At 71.0% G+C, this 26156-nt stretch carries 23 protein-coding genes and 1 pseudogene; 6 read left to right on the top strand and 18 right to left on the bottom strand.

Translation table 11 applies throughout. From position 1 onward, the window contains the following. Positions 1-105 precede the first annotated feature (105 nt). Together IG02_RS0120305 and IG02_RS0120300 are read right to left on the bottom strand one after the other, a co-directional pair. On the bottom strand, positions 106-648 hold the full coding sequence (locus IG02_RS0120305; RefSeq protein WP_030749855.1) for an alkyl hydroperoxide reductase: 543 nt from the start codon (positions 646-648) through the stop codon (positions 106-108). A 6-nt stretch (positions 649-654) separates the two neighbouring features. Continuing rightward, a complete protein-coding gene (locus IG02_RS0120300; protein WP_030749852.1) occupies positions 655-1209 on the bottom strand; it encodes a peroxiredoxin in 555 nt (184 codons plus the stop codon). 179 nt (positions 1210-1388) lie between these two features. On the opposite strand from IG02_RS0120300, the gene IG02_RS0120295 reads away from it, so the two are divergent. Then, positions 1389-2393 carry a hydrogen peroxide-inducible genes activator gene (locus IG02_RS0120295; RefSeq protein WP_030749851.1) on the top strand — a complete coding sequence of 335 codons (1005 nt, stop codon included), beginning with the start codon at positions 1389-1391 and terminating at the stop codon, positions 2391-2393. Positions 2394-2650: 257 nt separating this feature from the next. Here the strand turns inward: IG02_RS0120295 and IG02_RS36680 are convergent. Both IG02_RS36680 and IG02_RS0120285 read right to left on the bottom strand, forming a co-directional pair. Then, positions 2651-2902: pseudogene (locus tag IG02_RS36680) on the bottom strand (hypothetical protein); the annotation flags it as partial. Continuing rightward, positions 2848-3819 (bottom strand): SPFH domain-containing protein, encoded by a 972-nt coding sequence (locus tag IG02_RS0120285; RefSeq protein WP_030749848.1) that lies wholly within the window; start codon positions 3817-3819, stop codon positions 2848-2850. The pseudogene IG02_RS36680 and the gene IG02_RS0120285, both read right to left, overlap by 55 nt. 442 nt (positions 3820-4261) lie before the next feature. Between IG02_RS0120285 and IG02_RS0120280 the strand changes: the two genes are divergently transcribed. Continuing rightward, on the top strand, positions 4262-6499 hold the full coding sequence (locus IG02_RS0120280; protein ID WP_030749846.1) for a transglycosylase domain-containing protein: 2238 nt from the start codon (positions 4262-4264) through the stop codon (positions 6497-6499). Positions 6500-6597: 98 nt separating this feature from the next. Here the strand turns inward: IG02_RS0120280 and IG02_RS0120275 are convergent, their stop codons facing one another. From IG02_RS0120275 to IG02_RS0120230, 9 genes are all read right to left on the bottom strand, one after another. After that, a complete protein-coding gene (locus tag IG02_RS0120275) occupies positions 6598-8499 on the bottom strand; it encodes an ATP-binding SpoIIE family protein phosphatase (protein ID WP_030749844.1) in 1902 nt (633 codons plus the stop codon). A gap of 347 nt (positions 8500-8846) precedes the next feature. Further along, the gene (locus IG02_RS0120270; RefSeq protein ID WP_030749842.1) at positions 8847-9524 is read right to left on the bottom strand and encodes a DUF402 domain-containing protein; all 678 of its coding nucleotides are present in this window, start codon (positions 9522-9524) and stop codon (positions 8847-8849) included. Between the two features lie 165 nt (positions 9525-9689). Next, the gene (locus tag IG02_RS0120265; RefSeq protein WP_267958522.1) at positions 9690-11210 is read right to left on the bottom strand and encodes a class II fumarate hydratase; all 1521 of its coding nucleotides are present in this window, start codon (positions 11208-11210) and stop codon (positions 9690-9692) included. A 188-nt stretch (positions 11211-11398) separates the two neighbouring features. Next, on the bottom strand, positions 11399-12577 hold the full coding sequence (locus IG02_RS0120260; protein ID WP_030749838.1) for a methyltransferase domain-containing protein: 1179 nt from the start codon (positions 12575-12577) through the stop codon (positions 11399-11401). Next, entirely contained in the window at positions 12578-12715 is a 138-nt protein-coding gene (locus IG02_RS42195; RefSeq protein ID WP_199814055.1) for a hypothetical protein, read from the bottom strand. 347 nt (positions 12716-13062) lie between these two features. Further along, positions 13063-13269: a hypothetical protein gene (locus IG02_RS39570; protein ID WP_030749833.1), complete on the bottom strand. Its 207-nt coding sequence runs from the start codon at positions 13267-13269 to the stop codon at positions 13063-13065. 88 nt (positions 13270-13357) lie between these two features. After that, entirely contained in the window at positions 13358-14206 is an 849-nt protein-coding gene (locus IG02_RS0120240; RefSeq protein ID WP_030749830.1) for a helix-turn-helix domain-containing protein, read from the bottom strand. A 15-nt stretch (positions 14207-14221) separates the two neighbouring features. Further along, positions 14222-14746 carry a DUF6879 family protein gene (locus IG02_RS0120235; protein ID WP_030749827.1) on the bottom strand — a complete coding sequence of 175 codons (525 nt, stop codon included), beginning with the start codon at positions 14744-14746 and terminating at the stop codon, positions 14222-14224. 418 nt (positions 14747-15164) lie between these two features. After that, positions 15165-16832 carry a fumarate hydratase gene (locus tag IG02_RS0120230; protein ID WP_030749824.1) on the bottom strand — a complete coding sequence of 556 codons (1668 nt, stop codon included), beginning with the start codon at positions 16830-16832 and terminating at the stop codon, positions 15165-15167. Positions 16833-17094: 262 nt separating this feature from the next. Between IG02_RS0120230 and IG02_RS0120225 the strand changes: the two genes are divergently transcribed. Next, the gene (locus IG02_RS0120225) at positions 17095-17799 is read left to right on the top strand and encodes a DUF1707 SHOCT-like domain-containing protein (protein ID WP_030749821.1); all 705 of its coding nucleotides are present in this window, start codon (positions 17095-17097) and stop codon (positions 17797-17799) included. A 241-nt stretch (positions 17800-18040) separates the two neighbouring features. Beyond that, on the top strand, positions 18041-18418 hold the full coding sequence (locus IG02_RS0120220) for a WhiB family transcriptional regulator (protein WP_030749818.1): 378 nt from the start codon (positions 18041-18043) through the stop codon (positions 18416-18418). 281 nt (positions 18419-18699) lie between these two features. On the opposite strand, the gene glpX is transcribed toward IG02_RS0120220, so the two are convergent. Beyond that, positions 18700-19731 (bottom strand): class II fructose-bisphosphatase, encoded by a 1032-nt coding sequence (glpX, locus tag IG02_RS0120215; RefSeq protein WP_030749814.1) that lies wholly within the window; start codon positions 19729-19731, stop codon positions 18700-18702. Positions 19732-19854: 123 nt separating this feature from the next. Here glpX and IG02_RS0120210 point away from each other — a divergent pair, with 123 nt between their 5' ends. Beyond that, a complete protein-coding gene (locus IG02_RS0120210) occupies positions 19855-20430 on the top strand; it encodes a DUF4245 domain-containing protein (protein ID WP_051765369.1) in 576 nt (191 codons plus the stop codon). Positions 20431-20569: 139 nt separating this feature from the next. Here IG02_RS0120210 and IG02_RS0120205 read toward each other — a convergent pair whose 3' ends face one another. From IG02_RS0120205 to IG02_RS36670, 4 genes are all read right to left on the bottom strand, one after another. Next, positions 20570-21157: a malonic semialdehyde reductase gene (locus tag IG02_RS0120205; protein ID WP_030749808.1), complete on the bottom strand. Its 588-nt coding sequence runs from the start codon at positions 21155-21157 to the stop codon at positions 20570-20572. 262 nt (positions 21158-21419) lie between these two features. Next, positions 21420-21758, bottom strand: a complete 339-nt coding sequence (locus IG02_RS36675) for an exodeoxyribonuclease VII small subunit (protein ID WP_030749805.1) — start codon at positions 21756-21758, stop codon at positions 21420-21422. Between the two features lie 124 nt (positions 21759-21882). Beyond that, on the bottom strand, positions 21883-23091 hold the full coding sequence (gene xseA / locus IG02_RS0120195; RefSeq protein ID WP_030749803.1) for an exodeoxyribonuclease VII large subunit: 1209 nt from the start codon (positions 23089-23091) through the stop codon (positions 21883-21885). 146 nt (positions 23092-23237) lie between these two features. After that, on the bottom strand, positions 23238-24824 hold the full coding sequence (locus IG02_RS36670) for an APC family permease (RefSeq protein ID WP_078854635.1): 1587 nt from the start codon (positions 24822-24824) through the stop codon (positions 23238-23240). 110 nt (positions 24825-24934) lie between these two features. Between IG02_RS36670 and IG02_RS0120180 the strand changes: the two genes are divergently transcribed. After that, complete coding sequence (locus tag IG02_RS0120180; RefSeq protein ID WP_420707772.1) at positions 24935-25975, top strand: 4-hydroxy-3-methylbut-2-enyl diphosphate reductase; 1041 nt, start codon at positions 24935-24937, stop codon at positions 25973-25975. Positions 25976-26156: the final 181 nt, after the last annotated feature.

The raw sequence follows: 26156 nt of genomic DNA, 5'->3' as shown, positions 1-26156 counted from the left end.
TACGGACACGAGAGACCGACGCGCGGGGCCCCGGTGGACGGATGAGTCCACCGGGGCCCCACGGGCGTGTACGCGCGCCCGCTGACGTTCCGCGAGGCGGAAGCCTCAGCCGGCCGCGTCGGCCAGGACGGCCTCCGCGTCCAGGGTCGTGCCGACCGCCTGGATCACCGCGGCGATCTTGAAGGCTTCCTGGATCGTCTCGCGGTCGACGTCCGCCTTGCGCAGCACCTGCTCGTGCGAGTCCAGGCACTGGCCGCAGCCGTTGACGGCGGAGACGGCGAGCGACCAGAGTTCGAAGTCCACCTTCTCCACGCCCGGGTTGCCGATGACGTTCATCCGCAGGCCCGCGCGCAGCGTCCCGTACTCGGGGTCCGACAGCAGGTGCCGGGTCCGGTAGAAGACGTTGTTCATGGCCATGATCGCGGCGGCCGACTTGGCGGCCGTGTACGCCTCGGGGCTCAGGTTGGCCTTGGCCTCCGGCTCCAGCTCACGCAGCACGCGCGGCGAGCGCGAGGCGATCGCGCAGGCCAGCACCGTGCCCCAGAGCCGCTGCGGCGGCAGGTCGCTGTTGCCAATGACCGAGCCGAGGTTCAGCCGCAGGTCCTTCGCGTAGTCCGGCAGCGCGGACTTCAGTTCGTCGAGTGCCATCGGATATCACTCGCCCGACAGGAGCTTGACCGGGTCGAGGGTGTCCTCGCCCTTGCTCCAGTTGCACGGGCACAGCTCGTCCGTCTGGAGGGCGTCGAGGACCCGCAGGACCTCCTTGGGGTTACGGCCGACCGAACCGGCGGTCACCATCGTGAACTGGATCTCGTTGTTCGGGTCGACGATGAAGACGGCGCGCTGCGCGAAGCCGTCCTCGCCCTCGATGCCCAGGTCGCGCATCAGCTCGTGCTTGGAGTCGGCCATCATGGGGAAGGGCAGGTCACGCAGGTCGTCGTGGTCCTTGCGCCAGGCGTGGTGGACGAACTCGGAGTCGCCGGAGAACCCGAGGATCTGGGCGTCGCGGTCGGCGAACTCGTCGTTCAGCCGGCCGAAGGCCGCGATCTCCGTCGGGCACACGAAAGTGAAGTCCTTGGGCCAGGCGAAGACGACCTTCCACTTGCCCTCGTAGCTCTTGTGGTTGATCTGCTCGAACTCCTTGCCGCTCTCCAGCGACACACAGGCGGTCAGATCGAACGAGGGGAACTTGTCACCAACAGTGAGCACGTGCTCTCCTTGCAGGGTCGGAATTCCCCTTTTCGGGGTCTTCCAGGGGGTTGGACAGATCACCGATGGTGGCACAGACGCCATTGATCATAGAAATAGCTAGACTCGGTCGCCGCGATCGGAAGGACCTATCAGTGGTGGCCACGCAATACGTCAAGCTCTCCGGCCCCCGGCCCGGCATGCACGCCGGCCCTCGGGCCAGGCAGCCCAGCCTCTCCCAGCTGCGCGCGTTCGTGGCGGTGGCCGAGCAACTGCACTTCCGGGACGCGGCCGCCGCGATCGGGATGAGCCAGCCCGCGCTCTCCGGCGCGGTCTCGGCGCTGGAGGACGTCCTGGGCGTGCAGTTGGTGGAGCGTACGACACGCAAGGTGCTGCTCTCGCCCGCGGGGGAGCGGCTGGCGGTCCGGGCCCGGGCGGTGCTGGACGCGGTGGGGGAGCTGGTGGAGGAGGCCGAGGCGGTACGGGCGCCCTTCACCGGGGTGCTGCGGCTCGGCGTGATCCCGACGGTGGCGCCCTACCTGCTGCCGACGGTGCTGCGCCTGGTCCATGAGCGGTACCCGGACCTGGACCTCCAGGTCCACGAGGAGCAGACGTCGTCCCTGCTGGACGGGCTGGCGGCGGGGCGTCTTGACCTGCTGCTCCTCGCGGTGCCGCTGGGGCGGCCGGGCGTCACCGAACTTCCCCTGTTCGACGAGGACTTCGTCCTGGTCACCCCGCGCGGCCACGAACTCGCGGACCGCCACGACCTGCCCCGCGACGTGCTGCGCGAGCTGCCGCTGCTGCTGCTCGACGAGGGGCACTGCCTGCGTGACCAGGCGCTGGACATCTGCCGGGAGGCGGGCCGCGGCGAGGGGGTGGCCGCGACGACCACCGCGGCCGGACTGTCGACGCTGGTGCAACTGGTCGCCGGCGGGCTCGGGGTGACGCTGCTGCCCCGTACGGCGGTGACGGTCGAGACGGGCCGCGACGACCAGCTGGAGACGGGGTACTTCGCGGACCCCGCGCCCTCGCGCCGGATCGCGCTCGCGATGCGTACGGGCGCGGCGCGCGGCGGCGAGTTCGAGGCGTTCGCGGGCGCGCTGCGGGACGCGGTCGAGTCGCTGCCGGTACGGGTGGCGGAGGCCCCGCCCGTACGCGAGCCGGCGGCCCCGCCCGCGCCGCGACGGCCGGGACCGGCGGCCTGACGGCGGTCCCGGCCGTCGCGTCAGGACTCCCGTCGAGGGCCCGGACGCCGGTCCGCGGCCGGCTGTCGGGGGGCGCCCCCGGAGGCCGGGGCCGGTCCTGGGACCGGGGGCTCGGCGCGGGGCGGCTCGCCCGCTGTCCCGGGCGGCGGGACGGGTGCCGGGACGGGCGGCGGGACGGGTGCCGGGGCGGGTGCCCCGGGCGTTCCTGGCGCGGTCCCGGCCGCCTCCGGCCCAGGTGACGCCTCGGGCGGTGTCCCGTCCGCCACCGGCTTCCTCGGCCGGCCCCGCCGGGGGATCGGCTTCGCGTTCCCCGGCAGCCGGCCCGCCTCCGCCAGCGATCTGCGCAGCAGGAACTCGATCTGCGCGTTGGCGCTGCGCAGTTCGTCGGAGGCCCAGCGCGCCAGCGCCTCGTACACTGCCGGGTCCAGCCGCAGCAGGATCTGTTTGCGTTCCGTCACTGGTAGAGAGAGCCCGTGTTGACCACCGGCTGCGCGGCCCGGTCGCCGCACAGGACCACCAGCAGGTTGCTCACCATCGTCGCCTTCCGCTCCGAGTCGAGCTCCACGATCTCCTCCTCGGTGAGCCGCGTCAGCGCCGCCTCGACCATGCCGACCGCGCCGTCCACGATCTCCCGCCGCGCCGCCACGACCGCGCCCGCCTGCTGGCGCTGGAGCATCGCGGAGGCGATCTCCGGGGCGTACGCGAGGTGCGTGAAGCGGGACTCGATGATCTGTACGCCCGCCGCCTCGACCCGCGCGTGCAGTTCGACCGCCAGCTTCTCCGTGATCTCCTCGGCGTTGCCGCGCAGCGACAGCTCGCTGTCGTCGTGGGCGTCGTACGGGTACTCGATGGCGATGTGGCGCACGGCCGCCTCGGTCTGCGTGGAGACGAACTCCAGGAAGTCGTCCACCTCGAACGTCGCCTGCGCGGTGTCCTCGACCTTCCAGACCACCACCGCGGCCAGCTCGATCGGGTTGCCGTAGGCGTCGTTGACCTTGAGGACGGCCGTCTCGTGGTTCCGGACGCGCGTCGAGATCTCCGTACGGGACGTCAGCGGGTTGACCCAGCGCAGCCCGTCCGTGCGGATCGTGCCGCGGTAGCTGCCGAAGAGCTGGACGACTCGCGCCTCGCCGGGCGAGACCATGTTCAGCCCGCCCATCGCGAAGAGCGCGGCCAGGGCGATCAGGACGCCGACGATGATCAGGGCCGCCTTCGCGCCCCCGGCCAGGGTGGTGCCGAGGACGATCAGCCCGACGCCCGCGGCCAGCCCGATCAGCCCCAGCAGCAGGGCGAGCCCGCCGCCGATGTCGTGCGCCGGGAATTCCCGGACCCGGGGCGCGGGCAGCCGCACCGCGTCGCCGGCGGGCGCGCCGGACGTGGTGCTGGAAGCGCTGGAATCAGTGGAGTGTGTGCTGGTCACGGCCATCCTCATGCCCCGTTTTCGGCTGCGTGCCGCGGGCGTGCCGCGGCTGTCATGTCCTGCGGTCGCCACTGCGGCGACCGCTATCATTGTGATTACACATTAATTGTTTTGGCAACCCTGGGGCGGTGTCGCGAGTCGGTTCCAGTGCGGGCGGGTGCTGATTGTCACGTCCGGAACGACCGGATCGGGTGGGCTTTGTCGGGGCACGCGGTGTTAGCTTGCTGCGATGTTCCGGACCCGGGCGGAACGGCAGGAACGGCCGTGAACCGGTCCCGGACGCGCGTAAGGCACGTAACCGCGCCGCACGTACACGCAAGAGACGGACACAGACGGACGCGCACAGGTCGCGGCGATGCGCGGCGGGGCGTGCCGCGCACGCGGCGCGGAGGACACCCGTACCGCGTGCGCACCACGGAGACGGAAACGAAAACGGAGCGAGACGGCCATGGCCCGAGCTGAGAACGGACGCGCGGGGACCGGGCACTCCCGGCGCGCGTCACGCGGTGGCGAACGCCGTTTCCTCACACCGAGGAAGCTGCTCGGCACCTTCTTCGGGCTCTGCCTGCTCGGCATGGGCGGACTCTTCGTGATCTACCTGATGGTCCCGGTGCCCAGCGCCAACGCGCAGGCCGAGATGCAGAGCAACGTCTACAAGTACAGCGACGGCACGGTCCTGGCCCGCACCGGCGAGGTCAACCGCGAGATCGTCGGCCTGGACCAGATACCCAAGGACGTCCAGCACACCTTCGTCGCCGCCGAGAACAAGACCTTCTACAAGGACGCGGGCGTCGACATCAAGGGCACCGCGCGGGGCCTGTTCAACACCCTCTCCGGCAAGGGCAAGCAGGGCGGCTCGACCATCACCCAGCAGTACGTCAAGAACTACTACCTCAACCAGGACCGGACGGTCACCCGCAAGCTCAAGGAGCTGGTGATCTCCCTGAAGGTGGACCAGCGCAAGAGCAAGAGCGAGATCCTCGCCGGGTACGTCAACACCAGCTACTACGGCCGTGGCGCGTACGGCATCCAGGCGGCGGCCCAGGCGTACTACGGCGTCGACGCCTCGAAGCTGAACGTCGCGCAGGGCGCGTACCTGGCCGCACTGCTTCAGGCCCCCAACCAGTACGACTGGGCCCAGGGCGGCGCGACCGGCAGGAAACTGGCCACCGCGCGCTGGAACTACGTCCTGGACAACATGGTCGGGCAGCGCTGGCTGGACGCCTCCACCCGCTCCGGCCTGACCTTCCCCGTCCCGCGGGAGCCGAAGGCCGCGCAGGGACTGGAGGGCCAGACCGGCTATCTGGTGGAGGCCGCGGACGACGAACTCGCGCGGCAGGGCGTCGACAAGGCGGCCATCGACGCCGGCGGCTGGACGATCACCCTCAACATCGACAGGAAGCGGCAGGAGCGGCTGGAGAAGGCGGTCGACGACCAGCTGGAGAGCAAACTCGACCGGAAGAACAACAAGACGGACGCGACCGTGCAGGCCGGCGCCACCTCGGTCGACCCCGCGACCGGCCGGGTCGTGGCGCTCTACGGCGGCAGGAGCGCCACCGAGCACTGGATCTCCAACGCCACCCGGGCCGACTACCAGCCCGCCTCGACCTTCAAGCCGATCGTCCTCACCTCGGCCCTGGAGAACGGCTCCGAGACCCAGGACGGCCGGGCCATCGGCCTCGGCACGGTCTACGACGGCACCAGCGAACGGCCCGTCGTCGGCAGCGACATCCCCTTCGCCCCGCAGAACGAGGACGGCCGGGACTACGGGAAAATCGACGTCCAGAGGGCGATGAACGACTCCGTCAACTCCGTCTTCGCGCAGATGGTCGTGGACGTCGGCCCCGCCGCGGTCAAGCGGACCGCGCTCGGCCTCGGGATGCCCGACGAGAACTTCCCCGCGACCCCCGCGATCACCCTCGGCACGATGAACGCCTCCACCTGGGACATGGCCGGGGTGTACGCCACGTTCGACCACCACGGCCGGAAGGTCACCCCGTCGATCCTGAAGTCGGCCACGCACAAGGACCGTACGGTCGACCTGCCGGACCCGGTCGGTGACCAGGTGATCGACCGGGAGAGCGCCGACACCGTGACCCGGGCGCTCCAGGGCGTCGTGGACAACGGATCGGGGCGCGAGGCCGACACGACCGCCTACGACGCCGCGGGCAAGACCGGTACGTCGGAGAACAACAGGTCCGCGTGGTTCGCCGGATACACCCCCGAACTGACCACCGTCGTCGCGCTGTTCGGCGAGTCCCCCAAGGACGGCGGCGGCCAGGTCACTCTGACCGGCACGGCCAACTCCGGCCGGGCCAACGGCGGCGGCTTCCCCGCCCGGATATGGGCCGACTACACCCGCGGCGCGCTGAACGGCGGCTCCGACGCCACGTTCGACCTGGACGTCCCCCAGCCCCTGCCGACGGCTCCCGTCACGCCTCCGACCGCGTCCTCCCCGCCGAGTTCGCCCTCGGAACAGCCCTCGCGGAGCCCGTCGCCGGAGTCACCCGCCGACCCGCCGCCCGTCACTCCGAGCCGGCCGCCCTCCCCGACGCCGTCGGAGAGCTCCGGATCGTCGCCGTCGATCGAGCCTCCGCCGGACGGCGGCGGCGAGCAGCCGCCCGAGCCCGGCGGCTCGCCCAGCGGTGAACCGGACGTGGGGCAGGGGCCGCTGACGGGCCGGTGACGGATGGCACGGATGACGGGGATGACACGGATGACGGGGGCGGCCGTGCTCGCCCCTGCGCCCGGGTCCTCACGCCCGGGTCCTGACCGCCCGAGTCCTCAGGCCCGGGTCGGGAGCTCGAACCAGACGACCTTGCCGGTGGACAGCCGCGTCGCTCCCCAGCGCCGCGCCAGCCGGTTGACCAGGAACAGCCCGCGTCCGCCCTCGTCGGTGTCCCGGGCCCGGCGCTGGCGCGGCAGTTGCGGTGAGTCGTCCCCCACCTCGCAGCGCAGGACGTCCGTACGGAGCAGCCGCAGCGTCACCGGCCGCTCCGCGTACCGGACGGCGTTGGTCACCACCTCGCTGATCAGCAGCTCCACCGCGTCGCTCAGGTCCTCCAGGCCCCAGCGGTCGAGTGCCCGCCGGGCCAGGCGTCTCGCCCGGCCCGGAGCGGCGTCCTCCGGGTCCAGGAACCAGTACGCCACGTCGCTCGGCGCGATCCCGTCGAAACGGGCCGCGAGCAGCGCGATGTCGTCGTCCCGGTCGCCGGGGCCCAGCACGTCGAGCACGTCGTCGCAGAGCGCCTCCAGCGGCGGCGCGTGGTCGGGCCCGGTCAGCTGCGCGGTGGCCGCGAGCCGTTCCCGCAGCTGCTCGATGCCGGTCCACACGTCCCGCAGCCGCGACTCGACCAGCCCGTCCGTGTACAGCAGCAGCGTCGCTCCCGAGGGCGCGTCCAGCTCGACCGCCTCGAAGTCCACCCCGCCGACGCCGATGGGCGCGCCGGGCGGCACCCGCAGCACCTCGGCCCGGCCGCCCAGGTGCAGCAGTATCGGCGGCGGGTGACCGGCGTTGGCGATCGTGATCCGGTGCGCGACGGGGTCGTACACGGCGTACAGGCAGGTCGCCATCCGGTCCGAGCCCAGCCGCTGCGCCTGCTCGTCCAGGTGGTGCAGCACCTCCTGCGGCGGCAGGTCCAGACCGGCCAGCGTCTGCGCCGTCGTGCGCAGCTGGCCCATGATGGCCGCCGAGGTCATGGAGTGGCCCATGACGTCGCCGACGACGAGCGCGACGCGGCTGCCGGGCAGCGGGATCGCGTCGTACCAGTCCCCGCCCACCCGGGCCGTCTCGGCGGCCGGGAGATAGCGGGAGGCCAGCCGGACCCCGGTGGGCTGCGGCAGGTTCTCCGGCAGCATCGTGCGCTGGAGCTCGTCCGCGATGTACGCCTCGCGGCCGTAGAGCACCGCCTTGTCGATCCCCAGTGCCGTGTGCGTCGCCAACTGCGCCGCCACCAGCAGGTCGTTCGGTTCGAAGGCGGCGCGGTCCGGCCGGCGCAGGAAGACCGCCGCGCCGATGACCCGGCGCCGCCCGCGCAGCGGCGCCAGGATCGCGCGGTGCCCGCTCGGTACGGCACGGTCGGCCCCCAGCAGCTCCGGCAGCGCGGCGCGGGCCGCGGCCGAGTCGCCGAACACCGGACGCACGCCCCGCAGCACCTCCGAGAGCGCGCCGCCCGAGTGCACCTCGCACAGCTCGGGCGCCGGGATCACGTCGGACTGCGGGTCCAGGATCGGCAGCCGCAGGGTGTCAACGGTCTGCGGCGGGATGGTGGCGCCGGGCGGGCCGTTCTCCAGGTCCTCGTCGGTCAGCCGCAGCCGGTCCGTGCGCCGCAGCCGCAGCACGAACGGCAGCACCGGCCGCTCGTCACCGACGGGCAGCGGATCGCGGAGGTAGACCAGTATCGCGTCGGAGAACGTCGGCACGGTCGCCCGGCACAGCCCCAGCACGATCTCGTCCAGGTCTATGCCGCGCGCGATCCGGCGGGTGGCGGCTCCGACGAAGCGCAGCCGGTCGCCCTCGCGCCGCGCGAGGCCGGCGAGGTCCGTGGCCGGGCCCGGTACGGCGGGCTGTGGCGCGGCCGGCTGCGGCGGCGCGGAGGCCGCCGCCTCCGTCCGCGGCCGGGTGCGTTCCTGCGGCCGGGCAACCAGGGGCTGCCGGCCTTCGTGGGAGGGTGGATGCTCCGTCACGCGTGGGGTTCCGTCCGTCCGGGCCGGTGGTGCGATGCGATCGCCTGGGCAGGGTGGCAGCCCTCCCGCATGGCTCCACCCCCCTCCTGGTGACTCGCGATCGTTGTGCTGCACGGTCGTCGTGATGTGCGTTCGTAGCGGCTAACGGTGTGGGCAACGGTGTGACGCAGGATGTGACTGCTGGTCAGGCCGCTTGCTGTATACACTTGTTGGGACAGTCTTCGGTGTTCCGGAGGACGATCCTACGTTTGCACCCAGGGGGCACATCAAGGGTCTCATGGCGGGGCCGGACGCGCCCGGGTGATCACGACCTCGGGTGGCGCGCATTCGGACAGTCACCGTCGCGGTCACGAGGCCGTCGCCTCCGCCCGTACCGGCGCCCGGTCCCAGCCCTCGGGGAGCTCCGGCACCGTCCAGCCCGGATCGGGCCGCCAGCGCTCCCATCCCTCGCTGTACGGGGCGCTCCAGGCGCTGATCGCCTCGACCGCGGCCCGCCCGGCCTCGCGCACCCGGCGCGCCTGCGCGGGCCCCATCAGGCCGTCCCGCTGTGCCTGGGCGAACTCGTCCTCGTCGCGCCACCGCCAGCTGTGGTCCGGGTAGACGTCGATGTCGAGGAAGTGGTCCTCGGAGTCCACACCGCCCGCCCAGCGGGTACGGGGCTCCTCCAGGTTCACGTACCAGTTCTGGAAGCGCCAGTCGCGCTCCCACCACAGCCACACCGACCAGGGCTCGCCGGGCCGGGCGAGCTTCAGCACGCCCATCCCGTACCAGCGGTCGCGCACCACCGTCCGCGGCTTGGTGTAGCGGGTGGCCAGCGGCTCGTGGTTGACGGGCGTACCGTCCGCGAGCACCGGGCGCACGCACGGGGTGTCCGGGGCCAGCCAGGCGGCGAGCAGTTCGTCGGTGTCCTGTACGACCGTGACGGGACGGCAGATGTGCACACGGTTCCCGGCGTTCTCGCGGTACCGCCACAGGATCTGGGTGCCGGGAGCCCAATGCCGGCCGTTCGCTTCCGTCGCTGTCATGCGCAGATCTTAGGGCTTCCGCCGACGATCGGGCCGGTCGGTGGTCCGGGTGGTGGCTCGGGGCGTCGGCTCGGATCGTCGTCGGAGTGGCGCCCCGGGCGGCGGCCTGGGTGTCGGCCCGGGTGGCGGCCCGGGTGGCGGCCCGGGCCGAGGGCCGGTCGGTGGTCAGGGCCGGGTCATGCGCAGCACGTCCAGCGCCTCGTCCAGTTGCTCCAGCGTGAGGACGCCGCGCTCCACATAGCCCTCGGCCAGCACCGTCTCCCGGATGGTGCGCTCCTCGGCCAGGGACTTCTTGGCGACCTTCGCGGCCTCCTCGTAGCCGAGGTACCGGTTCAGCGGGGTGACGACGGACGGCGACGACTCCGCGTACTGCCTGGCCCGCTCGGTGTGGGCGACGATGCCGTCGACCGTACGGTCCGCCAGCAGGCGGGAGGCGTTGGCCAGCAGCCGTACGGACTCCAGCAGGTTCTTGGCGATGACGGGGAGCATCACGTTCAGCTCGAAGTTACCGGCCGCGCCGGCCGCGGCGACCGTCGCGTCATTGCCGGTGACCTGGGCCGCGACCATGAGGACCGCTTCCGGGATCACCGGGTTGACCTTGCCGGGCATGATCGAGGAGCCCGGCTGGAGGTCGGGCAGGCTGATCTCCGCGAGGCCCGTGCGCGGGCCGGACGCCATCCAGCGCAGATCGTTGGCGATCTTGGTCAGGGAGACGCCGAGCGTACGCAGCTGTCCCGAGGTCTCCACCAGCCCGTCCCTGGCGCCCTGTGCCTCGAAGTGGTTGCGCGCCTCGGTCAGCGGCAGTCCGGTCGACCGGGCGACCTCGGCGATGACGGCGGCCGAGAAGCCGGGCGGGGTGTTGATGCCGGTGCCCACCGCCGTGCCCCCCAGGGGCAGCTCGGCGAGGCGGGGGAGCGAGGCGGTCAGCCGCTCCACCGCGTACCGGACCTGGGCGGCGTAGCCGCCGAACTCCTGGCCCAGTGTGACGGGCGTGGCGTCCATCAGGTGCGTACGGCCCGACTTGACGACGTCGCGGAACTCCTCCGCCTTGCGCTCCAGGGCCGCGGCCAGGTGCTCCAGCGCGGGGATCAGGTCGCGGGTGACGGCGGCGGTCGCGGCGATGTGGATGGAGGACGGGAAGACGTCGTTGGAGCTCTGCGAGGCGTTCACCTCGTCGTTGGGGTGCACCGGCCGGCCGAGGCGCTCGGAGGCGAGCGTGGCGAGCACCTCATTGGTATTCATGTTCGAAGAGGTACCGGAGCCCGTCTGGAAGACGTCCACCGGGAAGTGGTCGTCCCAGCGGCCCTCCGCCACCTCGGCCGCCGCCTGCCGAATGGCGTCCGCGACCTGGGCGTCGACCACCCCGAGCTCGGCGTTGACCTTGGCCGCGGCGGACTTGATCCGGGCGAGCGCCTCGATGTGGGCGCGCTCCAGGCGGGCGCCCGAGATCGGGAAGTTCTCCACGGCGCGCTGCGTCTGCGCCCGCCACTTGGCGTGCGCGGGGACCCGTACCTCGCCCATGGAGTCGTGCTCGACGCGGTACTCGCCGACGTCCGTGCGGGTGTCCGGGCTCGTGCCCGCCGGCGTGTTCGCGGGCGGGTTCGCCGGCGTGTTCGTGTTCGCGTTCGTGTCCGCCGGGGGGTTCGCGGGCGGGTTCGCCTGGGGCCGGCTCTCGTCCGTCGTCATGGTCGTGCCTCCTTGGGGATCCCTGGGGACAGCGTGTGTGCCGTCCCCAGTGTTCCCGCTTCCCCGGTGGCCACCCGAGGGTGACCACCGGAGCGAGGCCGGGAGCGAGGAAACATCGGTGGCTCCGATCTAGTCCTTCGAACTCAGCGGGCACCCGGCCGGCGCCGGGTGCCCCTGGTGGTTCTTGTTTAGCCGAGAATCGGAGGAACTGGGTTTCCTGGTTCATCCAGCCATATGGTTTCGCCGTCCACAGTGGCCGTGAGCCCGAATCGTTCGAAGCCGGGACAACCTTGCTTCTCCCACCAGCGGTACGCCTTTTCGACCTCGTCCCACAGTTTCCTGGGACCAGACTGCACGACTGCGAACTCTGTCCGATCCTTCTCGAAGTCGGCCGTAGCCCACGACGTGACCGCCGTGTCTCGAAGCCACAGGGTGTAAGAGCCGTCCTTGTATGTCTCCACCCAAGGGAATGCGTCGGCCACCTGAACCCCGATGGCGAACATGACGCGCCAGTCGCCCACGTCATCCGGGGAGAGCGCCGTGGTCGACTTGACGCCGTCGGCTGGCCACGGCTTGCCCTTCAGGTACTCCCGAACGTGTTTTCGCTCCGTGCGCTGGGCACGAAGCCGCATGAACGCCGAGGACCCGAGGAACTTCCCCGACGCCGATCCATCCGACTTCACCGTGAGCCTCACGACCGCTTCTCCGCCGTACGTCGGCCCCCAAGGGGCCACGATCACCCCGCCCGGCTTCGTCTGCTCGATCCAGGCGTAAGGGATCTGGCCAATCGAGCACGTCGCAATCACCCGGTCGTACGGGGCCTCCAGCCCGAATCCGGCTGCACCGTCACCGACCACGGCCAGCGGTACGAACCCCGCGTCCTGAAGACGCTTCCTGGCGTCCGCCGCCGTGGCTTCGTCCACCTCGACCGTGACGAGGTTCTCAGGGCCTACGCGGTGCGACAGCAGCGCGGCGTTCCAGCCGGTACCCGTCCCGATCTCCAAAACCCGATGGCCTTCATGGACGCTCAGGGCGTCGAGCATCGAAAAGACCATGGTGGGCATAGAGTTGGAAGACGAAGGGATCTTGCCCTTATCGGGACCCGTGTGGGCGCCGTCGTCCCATTGCGTCGTGATCGGCGCGTCCGTGTAAACGGCGTCCCACCACGCCCGAGAGTCCTCGGAACGGATGATCCGGCTCTTCTGCCGGTTGCCGCCCGCAGTACCCGGCCAGATCACATCCGGTACGAACAGATGGCGCGGCGCCCGCTTGAAGGCGGGAAGCCAGTCAGACGTCAGGGCGCCCTTCTCCATCAGCGCGGACGCCAGCCGCTCGGGGCTGGCGTCCGTTCCTTGCTGCTCGGTCATTCAGCGGCCGTCCGCCGGTCCCTGGCCGTCGTTCGTGTTGCCGCCCTCGTCGGACCCGCCGCCGCCGTGCTTGTTGCCGCTGTCGCTGTCGTCCTGGGGGTTGCCGGGGTCTTCGGCCGTGAGCCACTGCTTGCGCATCTGGTTACCTCCAGTTGGATGGTGCCTCTTGAACCGTCCCGCTGTATGCGGAACGGGGTGTTGCCCGCCCCCACCGGGATTCCGAGCCATGGGGGAGAGGGGATCGGGTCAGACCCGACAGGGGCGGAGATCAGCGAGAAATGATCAACAGACGTTGGGCAGGAGCTGACCGCCGGCACACGTAGGGCAAAGCACTTTCCGCCGGTTGTTGCAGCCCGAGCAACCCTCGAAGCCGAAGCAGAGGGGGCACCAGATTTCGCGGTGTCCGGCACACGTTCCGCAGTACTCCCCGTGCGACCACAGATTCTGAGTGATCGTTCTGGGGCGGCGCGGTTCGGTGCGCGCCATCAGAGGATTTCGCCACGGCTCCGAGCATTGGCCTCGGCGACCCGTTCCCGCAGGCTCGTACGGCCCACTCCCGAATGAGGCGGAGCGTCCGCCCCCTCAGCCGTCGTTCCCAACGGATCATCCGAGTCGTGGAACACCAACAGCATGCCGTTGCTGCCGAACACGTCGAACGCCTCAGACAGTCGGGCTCTTGCGTCGCTCGCCATGATCGCTCGCCCCTCCTCTGGTCGTGCAGGCCACGTTAGGAACGGGCCACATCGGGGCTCTACGAAGTTCTACGAAATTGCACGCGCGTTAGCCGAGTGCCTCGATGGCCTTCGCGATCAAGGTTCGTGCCGTGGCCCCGTAGACAGCCGCTTCCGACAGTCGTTCGAAGGCTCTCGCGTACTGCTCGATCTCCGATGGCGCTGTCACGTTCACAGCCGCTGTCAGCAGCTCCACCTGAGCTTGCGCGCTGTCGTAGATCGAGAAGGTTTCCAGCGGCCACATGTGCCGGGAGGCGCTAAACGGCACGACTCCGAGGGAGACGGCCGGCAAGGACATGATCGACAGCAGATGGCCCAGTTGCCCGGCCATGACTCCGGCGTCGCCGATGCAGTACCGCAAGACGGCTTCTTCAACGAGGATGGCGAATCGGTGATCTCCTTCGCGGAGAACACGCGCCCGATCCATGCGGGCGGCCACGGCCTCCATGACGTCATTGGGCGTTTGCCGAAAGTCGGTGATCTCACCCAGCAGCGCGGTTGCGTACGCGGGTGTCTGGAGCAGACCGGGCACCACGTTGGAGCAGTAGATTCGGAAGGTTCGGGTGCGCTCGAAGAGCGGTACGTACGACTCCTGGAGTCGGCGTAGCCCGGTGCGCTGGAGCCGTCGCCACTCGACGTACATCGACTCTGCCGACCGAGACGCGGCGATCAAGTCGGCTGCTTGATCGTCGGCTCCACAGATGCGGCACCAATCGCGAATGTCGGCGTCCGAAGGGGGCGTTACAGCGTTCTCCAGCCGACTCGCCTTGGAGGGGTGCCAGCCAGCCTGTACGGCCACCTCGCGGGCCTTCAGGCCAGCGTCCAGGCGAATATCCCGAAGGCGTGCTGCAAGCGCCTCACGGGCCGCCTGGACGCTGGACGAAGGGGAACGGGCCATTGGTGCTGTGTGTTCTCAGATCCTGTAGCGGTCGTGCGGAACGGCCCGGTCCCAGACGGCTTCGAACGCCGAGGCGCACAGCTTGACCACCTCGGGGCGGTCGTCCACTTCGTCGCCGAGGTACACGCCCTCACCGGAGAAGTAGCCGAACCTCACCAGTCGGTCATCGAAGCACCAGAAGTCATTGCCGGGGAGTGCCAGATCCGACGCGTTCCGGCGGGGAAGCCAACGGATCTGCTCACCGGCGGCGATGTTGGTGAACGTGCCGTCGTAGAGGTAGCGGGTGTACTCGCTCACCGGCTCGGAGACGATCCGGGCGCGGCGGATGACGACGCCACGGGAGACCGCCTCGGACACCATGTCGAGCCAGGGACGCCACCAGGACGCTCGGTCGTTCGGGTCCGCCCGATGCCCGGCCTTCCACGCGGCCACGCGCGGAGCTTCGTCGGGGTCGTCGTAGAAGTCGCGCATCTCCAGGTGCACGGCGGATCGCTGGCAGTTCGCCAGCAGCTCACTGAACGGTGGGGCCGTCTGCGGCACTGCAAGCCATCCCTGATGGCGGCGACCATACGCATAGGCAGCCGGACGACGGTCTCACTGTCGGGCATGGGGCCGGTCTTCAGGCACTCGGCGCGCGTCGCCTCATCCACCGTCCAACCCTGCAACACGATCTCTTGCTTCTCCTCGTCAACCCACACCGTGGGGCAGTTCGCCCCGTCCGTGTTCGGGTCCTTGGCGATGAACCGTAGCGACACAGCAGCCTCCCGGGCTACGCGGATTGCACGGACTTCTACGCACGGACCCTTCCGATGCTGCCGCGTTGGCGTCAAGGGTGCCCTTTAAGCCACGGGAGCGGGGGACTCATAGCGCCGCCAAGGCGCGCAACAGCAGACCCCCCGGCGACGCCGAGGGGTCTGGGAGGCTGTTGGTACACCGCTGCTGGAGTATTAGGGGTGACTCAGGACAGGCCGGGGCCCCGGACCGGGATGCTGGTGAATGTCGGGGCCGGTGCGGGCTCGGTGAAGAAGTCGTTGCCCTTGTCGTCCACGACGATGAACGCGGGGAAGTCCTCCACCTCGATCTTCCAGACGGCCTCCATGCCCAGCTCCTCGTACTCCAGGACCTCGACCTTCTTGATGCAGTCCTGCGCGAGCCGGGCGGCGGGGCCGCCGATCGAGCCGAGGTAGAAGCCGCCGTGCGTCCCACAGGCATCGGTGACCTGTTTCGAACGGTTGCCCTTGGCGAGCATGACCTTCGAACCGCCGGCCGCCTGGAACTGCTCCACGTAGCTGTCCATCCGGCCGGCCGTCGTCGGGCCGAACGACCCCGAGGCGTAACCCTCCGGCGTCTTGGCCGGGCCCGCGTAGTAGACCGGGTGGTCCTTCAGGTACTGCGGCATGCCCTCGCCCGCGTCGAGCCGTTCCTTGATCTTGGCGTGGGCGATGTCGCGGGCGACGACCAGCGGGCCGGTGAGCGAGAGCCGCGTCTTCACGGGGTACTTCGTCAGCTCGGCGAGGACCTCGTCCATCGGGCGGTTCAGGTCGACCCGTACGACGTCCCCGCTCTCGTCCAGGTGCTCGTCCGTGGTGTCCGGGAGGAACCGCGCCGGGTCCTTCTCCAACTGCTCCAGGAAGACGCCCTCGGCGGTGATCTTCGCGACGGCCTGGCGGTCCGCCGAGCAGGACACGGCGATCGCGACGGGCAGCGACGCGCCGTGCCGCGGCAGGCGCACCACCCGCACGTCGTGGCAGAAGTACTTGCCGCCGAACTGGGCGCCGATGCCGATCTTCTGCGTCAGCTCGAAGACCTGCTCCTCCAGCTCCTTGTCCCGGAAGCCGTGCCCGGTGGGCGAGCCCTCGGTGGGCAGTTCGTCCAGGTAGTGCGCCGAGGCGTACTTGGCGGTCTTGAGCGCGAATTCCGCGGACGTGCCGCCCACGACGATCGCCAGGTGGTACGGGGGGCATGCCGCCGTACCCAGCGAACGGATCTTCTCCTCCAGGAACTTCATCATGGAGGTCTCGTTGAGGACCGCCTTGGTCTCCTGGTAGAGGAACGACTTGTTGGCGGAACCGCCGCCCTTCGCCATGAAGAGGAACTTGTAGGCGCCGCCGTCGGTCGCGTACAGCTCGATCTGCGCGGGCAGGTTCGAGCCGGTGTTCTTCTCCTCCCACATGGTGAGCGGAGCCATTTGCGAATAGCGCAGGTTCAGCTTCGTGTACGCGTCGTAGATGCCGTGCGACAAGGCCTCCTCGTCGCTCCCCCCGGTCAGCACGTTCTGCCCGCGCTTGCCCATGACGATCGCCGTGCCGGTGTCCTGACACATGGGCAGCACGCCGGCCGCTGCGATGTTCGCGTTCTTCAGGAGGTCGAGCGCCACGAACTTGTCATTCGAGGACGCCTCCGGGTCGTCCACGATCCGCCGGAGCTGCGCGAGGTGGGCGGGGCGGAGGTAGTGCGAGATGTCGTGCATGGCCTCGGCGGCGAGCGTCCTGAGCGCCTCCGGCTCGACCTTGAGGAAGGTACGCCCGTCGGCCTCGAAGGTCGAGACGCCTTCGGCGGTCACCAGCCGGTAGGGCGTGGTGTCCTCTCCCAGCGGAAGCAGGTCGGAGTACGCAAACTCTGGCATGTCGGCCATTCCTCACTCGACGGACGTGGCGCGGCCCGCTTCGGCGGCGCCTGTCCAGCGTAGGACGCGGTACCGACAGCGCTGCTGTGAGGTAAGGCTCAGTTCGGGGATCGGGGATCGGGGGGTGGGGGCCGAGAGTCGGGGGGCCGGGGGCTGGATTCGACTCCGGGTGTCCGGCCGCGCGGCTTGGTTCCGCCGTCCGGCGCGCCGTACGGCACCCTGCCCCTAGTCGCGATCTATCGCGTTTCGCTACCCTGTGGCCGTGGACCTCGAAAAGCAGCCTCAGAAGCCGGACGCGCCGGTGCGGCCCGCCGCCGACCCGGCGCCGCCTCCCGCCGCCATCAGGGCCTCCGACGCGGACCGGGACCGGGTCGCGGACATCCTCCGGGAAGCCCTGGCGGAGGGCCGGCTGGACGCCGAGGAGCATGCCGAGCGGATCGACTCGGTCTACCGGGCGAAGACCGTCGGTGAACTGGAGCCCCTGGTGCGGGACTTGCCCGCCGTCGGCGCCGACGGCCGCGCCGCCGCCGGACCCTCGGCTGCGGTGTCGTACGGCTACGGCCCCGAGGAGTCCGGTGCTCCCGCCGAGAACCTGGTGGCGGTCTTCAGCAGCACGACCCGCAGGGGCCGCTGGCGCGTGGGCCGCAAGACGCAGGCGTTCTCGCTCTTCGGCAATGTCGAGATCGACCTGACCGAGGCGCTCTTCAGCCAGCGGACGACGGTGATCAACGCGACGTCCATTTTCGGCAATGTCGAGGTCTACGTGCCCGAGAACATCTCCCTGCGCGGCAGCGGTACGGGCATCTTCGGGAATTTCGAGGTCGTCACGCTGGAGAGTTCGGAGCCCGACGCGCCGGTCGTCGTCGTGAACGGCTTTTCCGTGTTCGGCAATGTCGAGGCCAAGCCCAAGCGCGGCAAACTGATCACCGACCTGCGCCGTCACCTCCGCAAGCACTTCGGCTACTGAGCTCGCCTGCCCGCCCGCGCCGGCATGAGGTGGCCTCTCGCTTCGTCCCGAGGTGGCTGGGATCGCGTCCGAAGGGTGCGGCGTTTTCCGGCCAAAAACGTCCGGCGGGCTCATGTTGTCCGGAATTCCGCACGGTATTCCGAACTCCGAACTGGGTAGCACTCAGTGCATAGGAGTGCGTACAGCGGGTAGGGAAGGCTGCATCGTCTCTCGCTCGCGAAGCCGTCGTCAGGAGTAGACCGTGCTGCAACTGCCGCATCAGCCCTTGCAGGTCGCCGCCGTCCCGCCACAGCGGAGTCCCACTCGGGAGGATCAGGCCGGCCCCTGGCATTCGGAGGCGGTGTGCCGCCGGGACGAAGCCGGACTGTTCTTCGCCCCGTCCAAGGAGCCGACGGCCGCCAGACTGGCGCGGGAGGAGGCCGCGAAGCGGGTCTGCGCCCGCTGTCCGGTCATGGTCGACTGCCGGGAACACGCGCTGCTCCAGCCCGAGCCGTACGGGGTGTGGGGCGGACTCACGGCCGCCGAGCGCAGAGTGGTGCTGGCCCGGCGGAGGCGGCGAGAACTGGAGCTGAGGAAGACGGCGGCGTCGGCGGGCGGCAGGGTCGCCGCGGCCGGCTGACCCCCTTTTCAAGCACAGCCTCCCTTTCGACAGCGGCGCGCCCCTTCGGCTCACTCGTCGGCGGACGTGTCTGGCCGGAACGTCACGGGCGCCCCCGGCACCACCCACCGGGCACCACCCACCGGGCACCACCCACCGGGCACCACCCACCGGGCACCACCCACCGGGCACCACCCACCGGGCACCACCCACCGGGCCCCGCCGCCCGGCGGGCACCGGCACCACACCGCCCGGGCCCACTCACCCGGTCCCGCCGCCCGGCGGGAACCGCGCGCGGAGCGTCACTTCGCGCGGTCGAAGTCGATCGTGCTGTAGGCCCGCAGCTTCGAGAGCCGGTGCGTCGAGTCGATCTGCCGGATCGTGCCCGACTTGGAGCGCATCACCAGGGACTGGGTGGTCGCCGTCTCCGAGCGGTAGCGGACCCCGCGCAGCAGCTCGCCGTCCGTGATGCCGGTGGCGACGAAGAACACGTTGTCGCCGCTGACCAGGTCGTCGGTGGACAGAACGCGGTCCAGATCGTGCCCCGCGTCGATCGCCCGCTGCCGTTCCGCGTCGTCCTTGGGCCAGAGCTTGCCCTGGATCACGCCGCCGAGGCACTTTATGGCGCACGCCGAGATGATGCCCTCCGGCGTGCCGCCGATGCCCATCAGCAGATCCACGCCGGTGCCCTCACGCGCGGCCATGATCGAACCGGCCACGTCGCCGTCGGAGATGAACTTGATCCGGGCGCCGGTCTCCCGGATCTCCTTGACCAGGCCCTCGTGCCGGGGCCGGTCGAGGACGACGACCGTGACGTCGTCCGGGGCGGATCTCTTGGCCTTGGCGACCCGGCGGATGTTCACCGACACGGGCGCGTTGATGTCGACGTAGTCGGCGGCCTCGGGCCCGGTGACCAGCTTGTCCATGTAGAAGACCGCGGACGGGTCGAACATCGCGCCCCGGTCGGCGGCGGCCAGGACGGCGATCGCGTTCGGCATGCCCTTCGCGTTCAGGGTCGTGCCGTCGATGGGGTCCACGGCGATGTCGACCTCGGCGCCGGTGCCGTCGCCGATGTGCTCACCGTTGAACAGCATCGGCGCCTCGTCCTTCTCGCCCTCGCCGATGACGACCACGCCGTTCATCGAGACGGTGGAGACGAGGGTGCGCATGGCGTTCACCGCGGCGCCGTCCGCGCCGATCTTGTCGCCGCGCCCGACCCACCGGCCGGCTGCCATGGCCGCCGCCTCCGTGACCCGGACGAGTTCCAGGGCGAGGTTGCGGTCGGGTGCCTCGGGAGACACCTCGAGCGGGGGAGGCAGATGATGCTCGGTCATCGGAACGCACCTTTCTGTACGGCGACGGCCGGATAAGAGGGTGATATGACTCTATCCGTACATCGACAAGTTGAGCAGTGGGGCCCACGGATGAGCGCCGGACCGTGATGCGACCATGGTGGGGTGGCAGGTATGCGAGGCAAGCAGACAGTTCGGGACATGATCCTGTCGATGGCGGTCATCGGAGCGGTCGTCGCGGTCATCTATGTGTTCATTCCGCACGACGACGAAGCGGCTCCGGTCCAGCCGGTCGACTACCGCGTCGAGCTGCTGACCGCCCGGCGCGCCGCGCCGTACCCGGTGCTGGCCCCGGCGGGCCTGCCGGAGGGCTGGAAGGCCACGTCGGTCTCGTACAAGACCGAGAGCGACGACGCCTGGCACCTCGGCTACCTCGACCCGGACGGCGAGTACGTCGCCGTCGAGCAGTCCACGGCGCCCCCGCGGAAGTACGTGCCGGAAGTCAGCCAGAAGGCCGCGGACTCGGGCCGGACGCAGCAGGTGGCGGGCGAGGAGTGGGGGCGCTGGGAGGGGCCCAAGTACGACGCCCTGGTCCGTACGGAGGACGGCGCGACCACGGTCGTGACCGGTACCGCGTCCTTCGAGCGGCTGGGTGAGATGGCGGCGGCGCTCGAGGCCGGGAAGGACGCCGCGCCGGCCCAGGAGCCGCAGGAGTCCCGGAAGCCGCAGGGTGACGCCTGACAGTCCTGATGAGGGGGCTGGGGCCGCTGAGGCCGGGCCACGTACGACGACGAGGCCGCCCGTCCGTGGAAGGACGGGCGGCCTCGCCGCGTCGTACCGGCCCCGCCCGTGTGTACGGGCAGGCCGCCGCGGACGGGTGTCAGACGGTGGTGACGACGTCCTCGTAGGCGAGTCGCGGGGAGCGCGGGAACCAGGCGTTCTCGCCGGGCCTGCCGATGTTGACGATCATCAGCGGGGTGTGGTCGTCGTCCAGGAACTCCTTCTGGACTCCGGCGGGGTCGAAGCCGGTCATGGGCCCGGCGGCCAGGCCCGCCGCACGCACGCCGACGATGAAGTAGCCGGCCTGGAGCGCGGCGTTCAGCGCGGCGGCGCCCTCGCGCACCGGGCGCTCGGTGAAGAAGTCCTTGGCCTGCGGGTAGTGCGGGAAGAGCCGCGGCAGCTCCTCGTGGAACTCGTTGTCCGCCGCCAGGATCGCGACGAGCGGGGCGGTGGCCGTCTTGGGCCGGTTGCCCTCGGACATCAGCGGTACGAGGCGCTCGCGAGCCTCGGCGGAACGGACGAGGACGACCCGCAGGGGCGACTGGTTGAAGGCGGTGGGGCCGTACTTGACCAGGTCGTAGACGGCCCGGATCTGCTCCTCGGTCACCGGCTCGGCGGAGAAGGTGTTGGCGGTCCGGGCCTCCCGGAAGAGGAGGTCCTGGGCGGCGGGGTCGAGGGCGAGGGACATCGGTGCACCTTCCGGAACGTGCGGGATCGCGTGATCGTGGGATCAAGAATTCGGCTTCACCGTACATATTGTTGGGTGAAGCTTCAACTAAATCCGGACCTGGGTGTTCCGATTCACAGGCGCGTGGAGCCGTCTCCTGCCCTCTCGCGGGCCCGCGGGGTTCGGCCGGCCCGTACCGCTGACGCGCGCCGGGCCCGTCCTCCCGTCGAGGCGGAACCCGGGACCTGGTGACGCGACGGGGCAAACGTTGCCGGGAGGGGCACTACGCGCCGGGCTCGCCCGTCCCCCTGTCGGCGGCCCGGGAATCCGCCTCCGCTTCCTCGGCCTCGTGGGCCAGCGACGCGTCCAGCCTCGCCCGGGCCCCCTCCAGCCAGCGGCGGCACACCTTCGCCAGCTCCTCGCCGCGCTCCCACAGCGCCAGCGAGTCCTCGAGCGACGTGCCGCCGGCCTCCAGCCGGCGGACGACCTCGATCAGCTCGTCCCGCGCCTGCTCGTAGCCGAGCGTCGTCCCGCCCACCGCCTCGCCGGCCGCTTCTCCGCTCGTCCCCCGGCCCGCTTCTCCGCTGGTCTTTCCGGTCGTCACTTCGTCCGTCCTGGCCATGTGTCCACCCTAGGTACGCGCCGCACGGCGGGGCGCGGTCCGACAACGACAATTCCATGGGCCGGGGCGCGGCGGCGCGCCCGGGCTCGGCACCCGCCGCGCTCGCCGCGGGGGTCCCACCGGCTCACTCCGACACCCGCACCGAGAACTCGCCCTCGGCCACCCGGGCGCGCAGCTCCTCGGCCGCGGTGACCTCCCGCGGGGACCGTACGACCGTCCCGTCCGGCCGCTGCAGCACGGCGTACCCCCGCTCCAGCGTGGCGGCGGGCGACAGCGCGACCACGCGCGCCAGCGTGTGCGACAGCTCCGAGTCCGCGCGGTCCAGCAGATGGCGCAGCACCCGGCGGCCGCGGTCGGTCAGCGCGTCCACCTCGGCCCGGCGCTCCTCGACCATCCGGTGCGGTCGCTCCAGCGCGGGCCGGGCGAGCGTGTGCGCGAGGCCGCGCTCCTCGCGGTCGAGCAGCCCCCGGACACAGCGGAGCGCACGCTCCCGCAGCGCCTGTACGCGCTGCAGCTCCTCGCCGACGTCCGGCACGGTCTTCTTCGCCGCGTCGGTGGGCGTCGAGGCGCGGACGTCCGCGACGAGGTCGAGCAGCGGTGAGTCCGGCTCATGGCCGATGGCCGAGACGACGGGCGTGCGACAGGCGGCCACCGCCCGGACGAGCTGCTCGTCGGAGAACGGCAGCAGGTCCTCCACGCTGCCGCCGCCGCGCGCCACGATGATCACGTCGACCTCGGGGAGGGCGTCCAGCTCCTTCACCGCCTGGACCACCTGGGCGACCGCGTTGACCCCCTGCACGGCGGTGTTGCGCACCTCGAAGCGCACGGCGGGCCAGCGCCGCCGCGCGTTCTCCAGCACGTCGCGCTCGGCCGCGGACGCGCGGCCGCAGACCAGACCGATCAGCTGCGGCAGGAAGGGCAGGGGCTTCTTGCGGTCCCGGGCGAAGAGCCCCTCCGCGCCCAGGGACTTCTTCAGGCGCTCCAGCCGGACCAGCAGCTCACCGATCCCGACCGGCCGTATGTCCGTGGCCCGCAGCGACAGCTGCCCGCGCGGCGCGTACCACTCCGGCTTGGCCAGCACCACGACCCGCGCGCCCTCGGAGACGACATCGGCGATCGCGTCGAAGACCTGCCGGAAGCAGGTCACGCTCACGGAGATGTCGTGCGACGGGTCCCGCAGCGTCAGGAAGACGACGCCGGCGCCGGGCCGGCGCGAGAGCTGCGTGATCTGCCCCTCGACCCAGACGGCCCCGAGCCGGTCGATCCACCCGCCGATGAGCCGGGACACCTCGCCGACGGGCAGCGGAGCTTCCGCGGTTGTGTGGAGAGCCATACCGAGGAGCGTATAGGCCGGGTACGACACCGCCCCGCGCCCGGCGGATCGGCGCCGGTCCCCGTGCCCGGCGGCACGGCGCCCGGCCCGCGCCGAGCGGCACGGCGCCCGGGTGCCGTCCTCCCGCCCGGGCGGGGCAGGCACCGTCAGTGCTCGCCCTCGTCCTTCCCGGATGCCGGAGGCCGTGGGGCGGCACCGCCCCGGCGCCGTTGCGCCAGCACCACGACGACCCCCAGCACCAGCCACGCCGCTCCCACCAGCTGCGCCGTCCTCGCCGCCGCCGCGATGACGGCGATCAGGATCGCCGCGCCGATCACCGGCAGCACCACCTGCGCGACCGGGCGCGGGGAACCGGCCGCCCGGCGTACCGCGAACCAGCCCACCACCGACGCGTGCAGCAGGACGAAGGCCGTCAGAGCGCCGATGTTCACGACGGAGACCAGCTCGTCCAGGCCGTCCGGGCGGCGCGCCGCCCAGACCGCCGCGACCAGCGTCACCACCGCCGCCAGCAGCAGCGCCACCCGCGGTACGCCCGAGTCCGTGCGGGCGAGCGCGCGCGGCAGGCGGCGTTCGCGGGCCATCGCGAAGAGCAGCCGCCCCGCCGCCGCCTGCCCCGCCAGCGCCGCGAACGCCGCGCCGATCGCCTTGCTCACCGCCACCAGATCGTGCAGCCAGCCGCCGACCGACCGGTCCACCGCGTCGTAGAACGCCGACCCCTGCTTCGCGGGGTCGGCCGCGAGCTGCGCGGACGTCACCGGTTCCAGCAGCGCCACCAGGTAGGTCTGTACGACGAACAGCACGCCCGCGAGCGCCAGACACGCCAGCAGGGCCCGCGCAACCTGCCGTGACCCGCCCGCCCCTTCGTCCGCCCGCCCCTTCGCCGCCGCCGTGCCCTGTGTCGCTGTCGTCCCCTTCCCCGTTGCCTTCCCTTCCTTTTCCGCCCCCTCCCTCGTCCCTTTCACTTCCTCCGCGAACGAGGCGATCGCGTCGAACCCCAGATACGACAGCACCGCCACCGACACCGCGCCGAGCACCGCCGTCACCGAGAAGACCGTGTCCCCGGTGAACGGCGTCGCCCAGCCGCGCTCGGCACCGTTCCGTACGAGCACGACGAGCGCCGAGACGACGAACACCAGCAGCACCGCGATCTCCATCGCCAGCACCGCGAATCCGACCCGCGCCGCCGCCCGCACCCCCCACAGGTTGAGAGCCGTGGTGACGACGACGGCCAGCGCCGTCCACACCCACCGGTCGACGGACGGCACGAGTGCCTCCATGGCGATCCCGGCGAACAGGTAGGCCACGGCGGGGATCAGCAGATAGTCGAGCATCGCCATCCACCCGGCGATGAATCCGGGCCCTTCGCCGAGCCCCTTGCGCGCGTACGCGAACACGGAGCCGGCCTGCGGGGCGACCCGCACCATCTGGGCGTAGCTGAACGCCGTGAACGACATGGCGACCGTCGCCACCACGTAGACGAGCGCGACGGAACCGTGCGAGCGGGCGTCGAGCGTGCCGTACACGCCCACGGGCGCCATGGGGGCGATGAAGAGCAGCCCGTAGACGACGAGGTCCCGGAAGCCGAGCGTCCGCCGCAGCGTGCCGCCCCGTACGGCCCCCGCGCTCCTTCCGCTCCCGCCGTTTCCGCTCGCGCCCTTGCCGCTCGCGCTGTTGCTGCTCGCGCCGTTGGCGCTGCCGTTGCCGCCGCTGCCGTCGTCGATCCCGTCGCTCATCCCGGCCCTCCAGCCACTTCGTCCGCGCCGCCGGTCTCCGCGCACCGTCTCCCCGTCCGCCCAGTGTGCGACGGACGGCCGATCATCAGCCTTGCTCACACGGCCTTACGATGGGACGCATGACTGCTACGTCCCGCCCGTCGCCCGCCGCCACCCCCCGTGGAGACGCCGCGCGCCGCGCCGGCAAACGCGTCCTGCTCGCCGCTCCCCGTGGCTACTGCGCCGGGGTCGACCGCGCCGTGATCGCCGTGGAGAAAGCCCTGGAGCAGTACGGCTCCCCGGTCTACGTGCGCCACGAGATCGTCCACAACAAGTACGTCGTCAAGACCCTGGAGAAGAAGGGCGCGATCTTCGTCGACGAGACGGCGGAGGTCCCCGAGGGGTCGATCGTCATGTTCTCGGCGCACGGTGTCGCGCCGGTCGTCCACCAGGAGGCGGCCGAGCGCAAGCTCGCCACCATCGACGCGACCTGCCCCCTGGTGACGAAGGTCCACAAGGAAGCCGTCCGCTTCGCCAACGAGGACTACGACATCCTGCTCATCGGCCACGAGGGCCACGAGGAGGTCATCGGCACGTCGGGCGAGGCTCCGGACCACATCACGCTGGTCGACGGCCCGAAGGACGTGGCGAACGTCGAGGTGCGGGACGACTCGAAGGTCGTCTGGCTGTCCCAGACCACGCTGTCCGTGGACGAGACGATGGAGACGGTCGACGCGCTCAAGGAGCGCTTCCCGAAGCTGATCTCGCCGCCGAGCGACGACATCTGCTACGCCACGCAGAACCGTCAGATCGCGGTCAAGCAGATGGGCGCCGACGCGGACCTCGTGATCGTGGTCGGTTCCAAGAACTCCTCCAACTCCGTTCGGCTGGTCGAGGTCGCCCTCGGCGCCGGCGCGGGCGCCGCGCACCTGGTGGACGGCGCGGAGGAGATCGACGAGAGCTGGCTGGACGGGGTCTCGACGGTCGGCGTCACCTCGGGCGCGTCCGTTCCGGAGGTGCTGGTCGAAGGTGTGCTGGAGTGGCTCGCCCAGCGCGGTTTCGAGGATGTCGAGATCGTCAAGGCGGCCGAGGAGTCGATCACGTTCTCGCTGCCCAAGGAACTGCGGCGCGACCTGCGGGCGGAGGCCGCGGCGCTGGCCGAGAAGGCGTGACGAGCGGGCGCTGATCAGACGCTTCTGGGCCCGGCTGCCGGTGCGCGCGCCGATCATGGTCCGGGCGCCCCGCCGTGATCCGGGCGCCCCGCCGTGATCCGGGCGCCCCGCCGTGATCCGGGCGCCCCGTCATGGTCCGGGCGCCCCGTCATGGTCCGGGCGCCCCGCCATCGTCCGGACC

It is taken from the genome of Streptomyces sp. NRRL F-5135 (assembly GCF_000719775.1).
Classification (GTDB): domain Bacteria; phylum Actinomycetota; class Actinomycetes; order Streptomycetales; family Streptomycetaceae; genus Streptomyces; species Streptomyces hebeiensis.
Note: the sequence above shows the minus strand (reverse complement) of the source record. Positions and strands in the feature narration are given on the sequence as shown.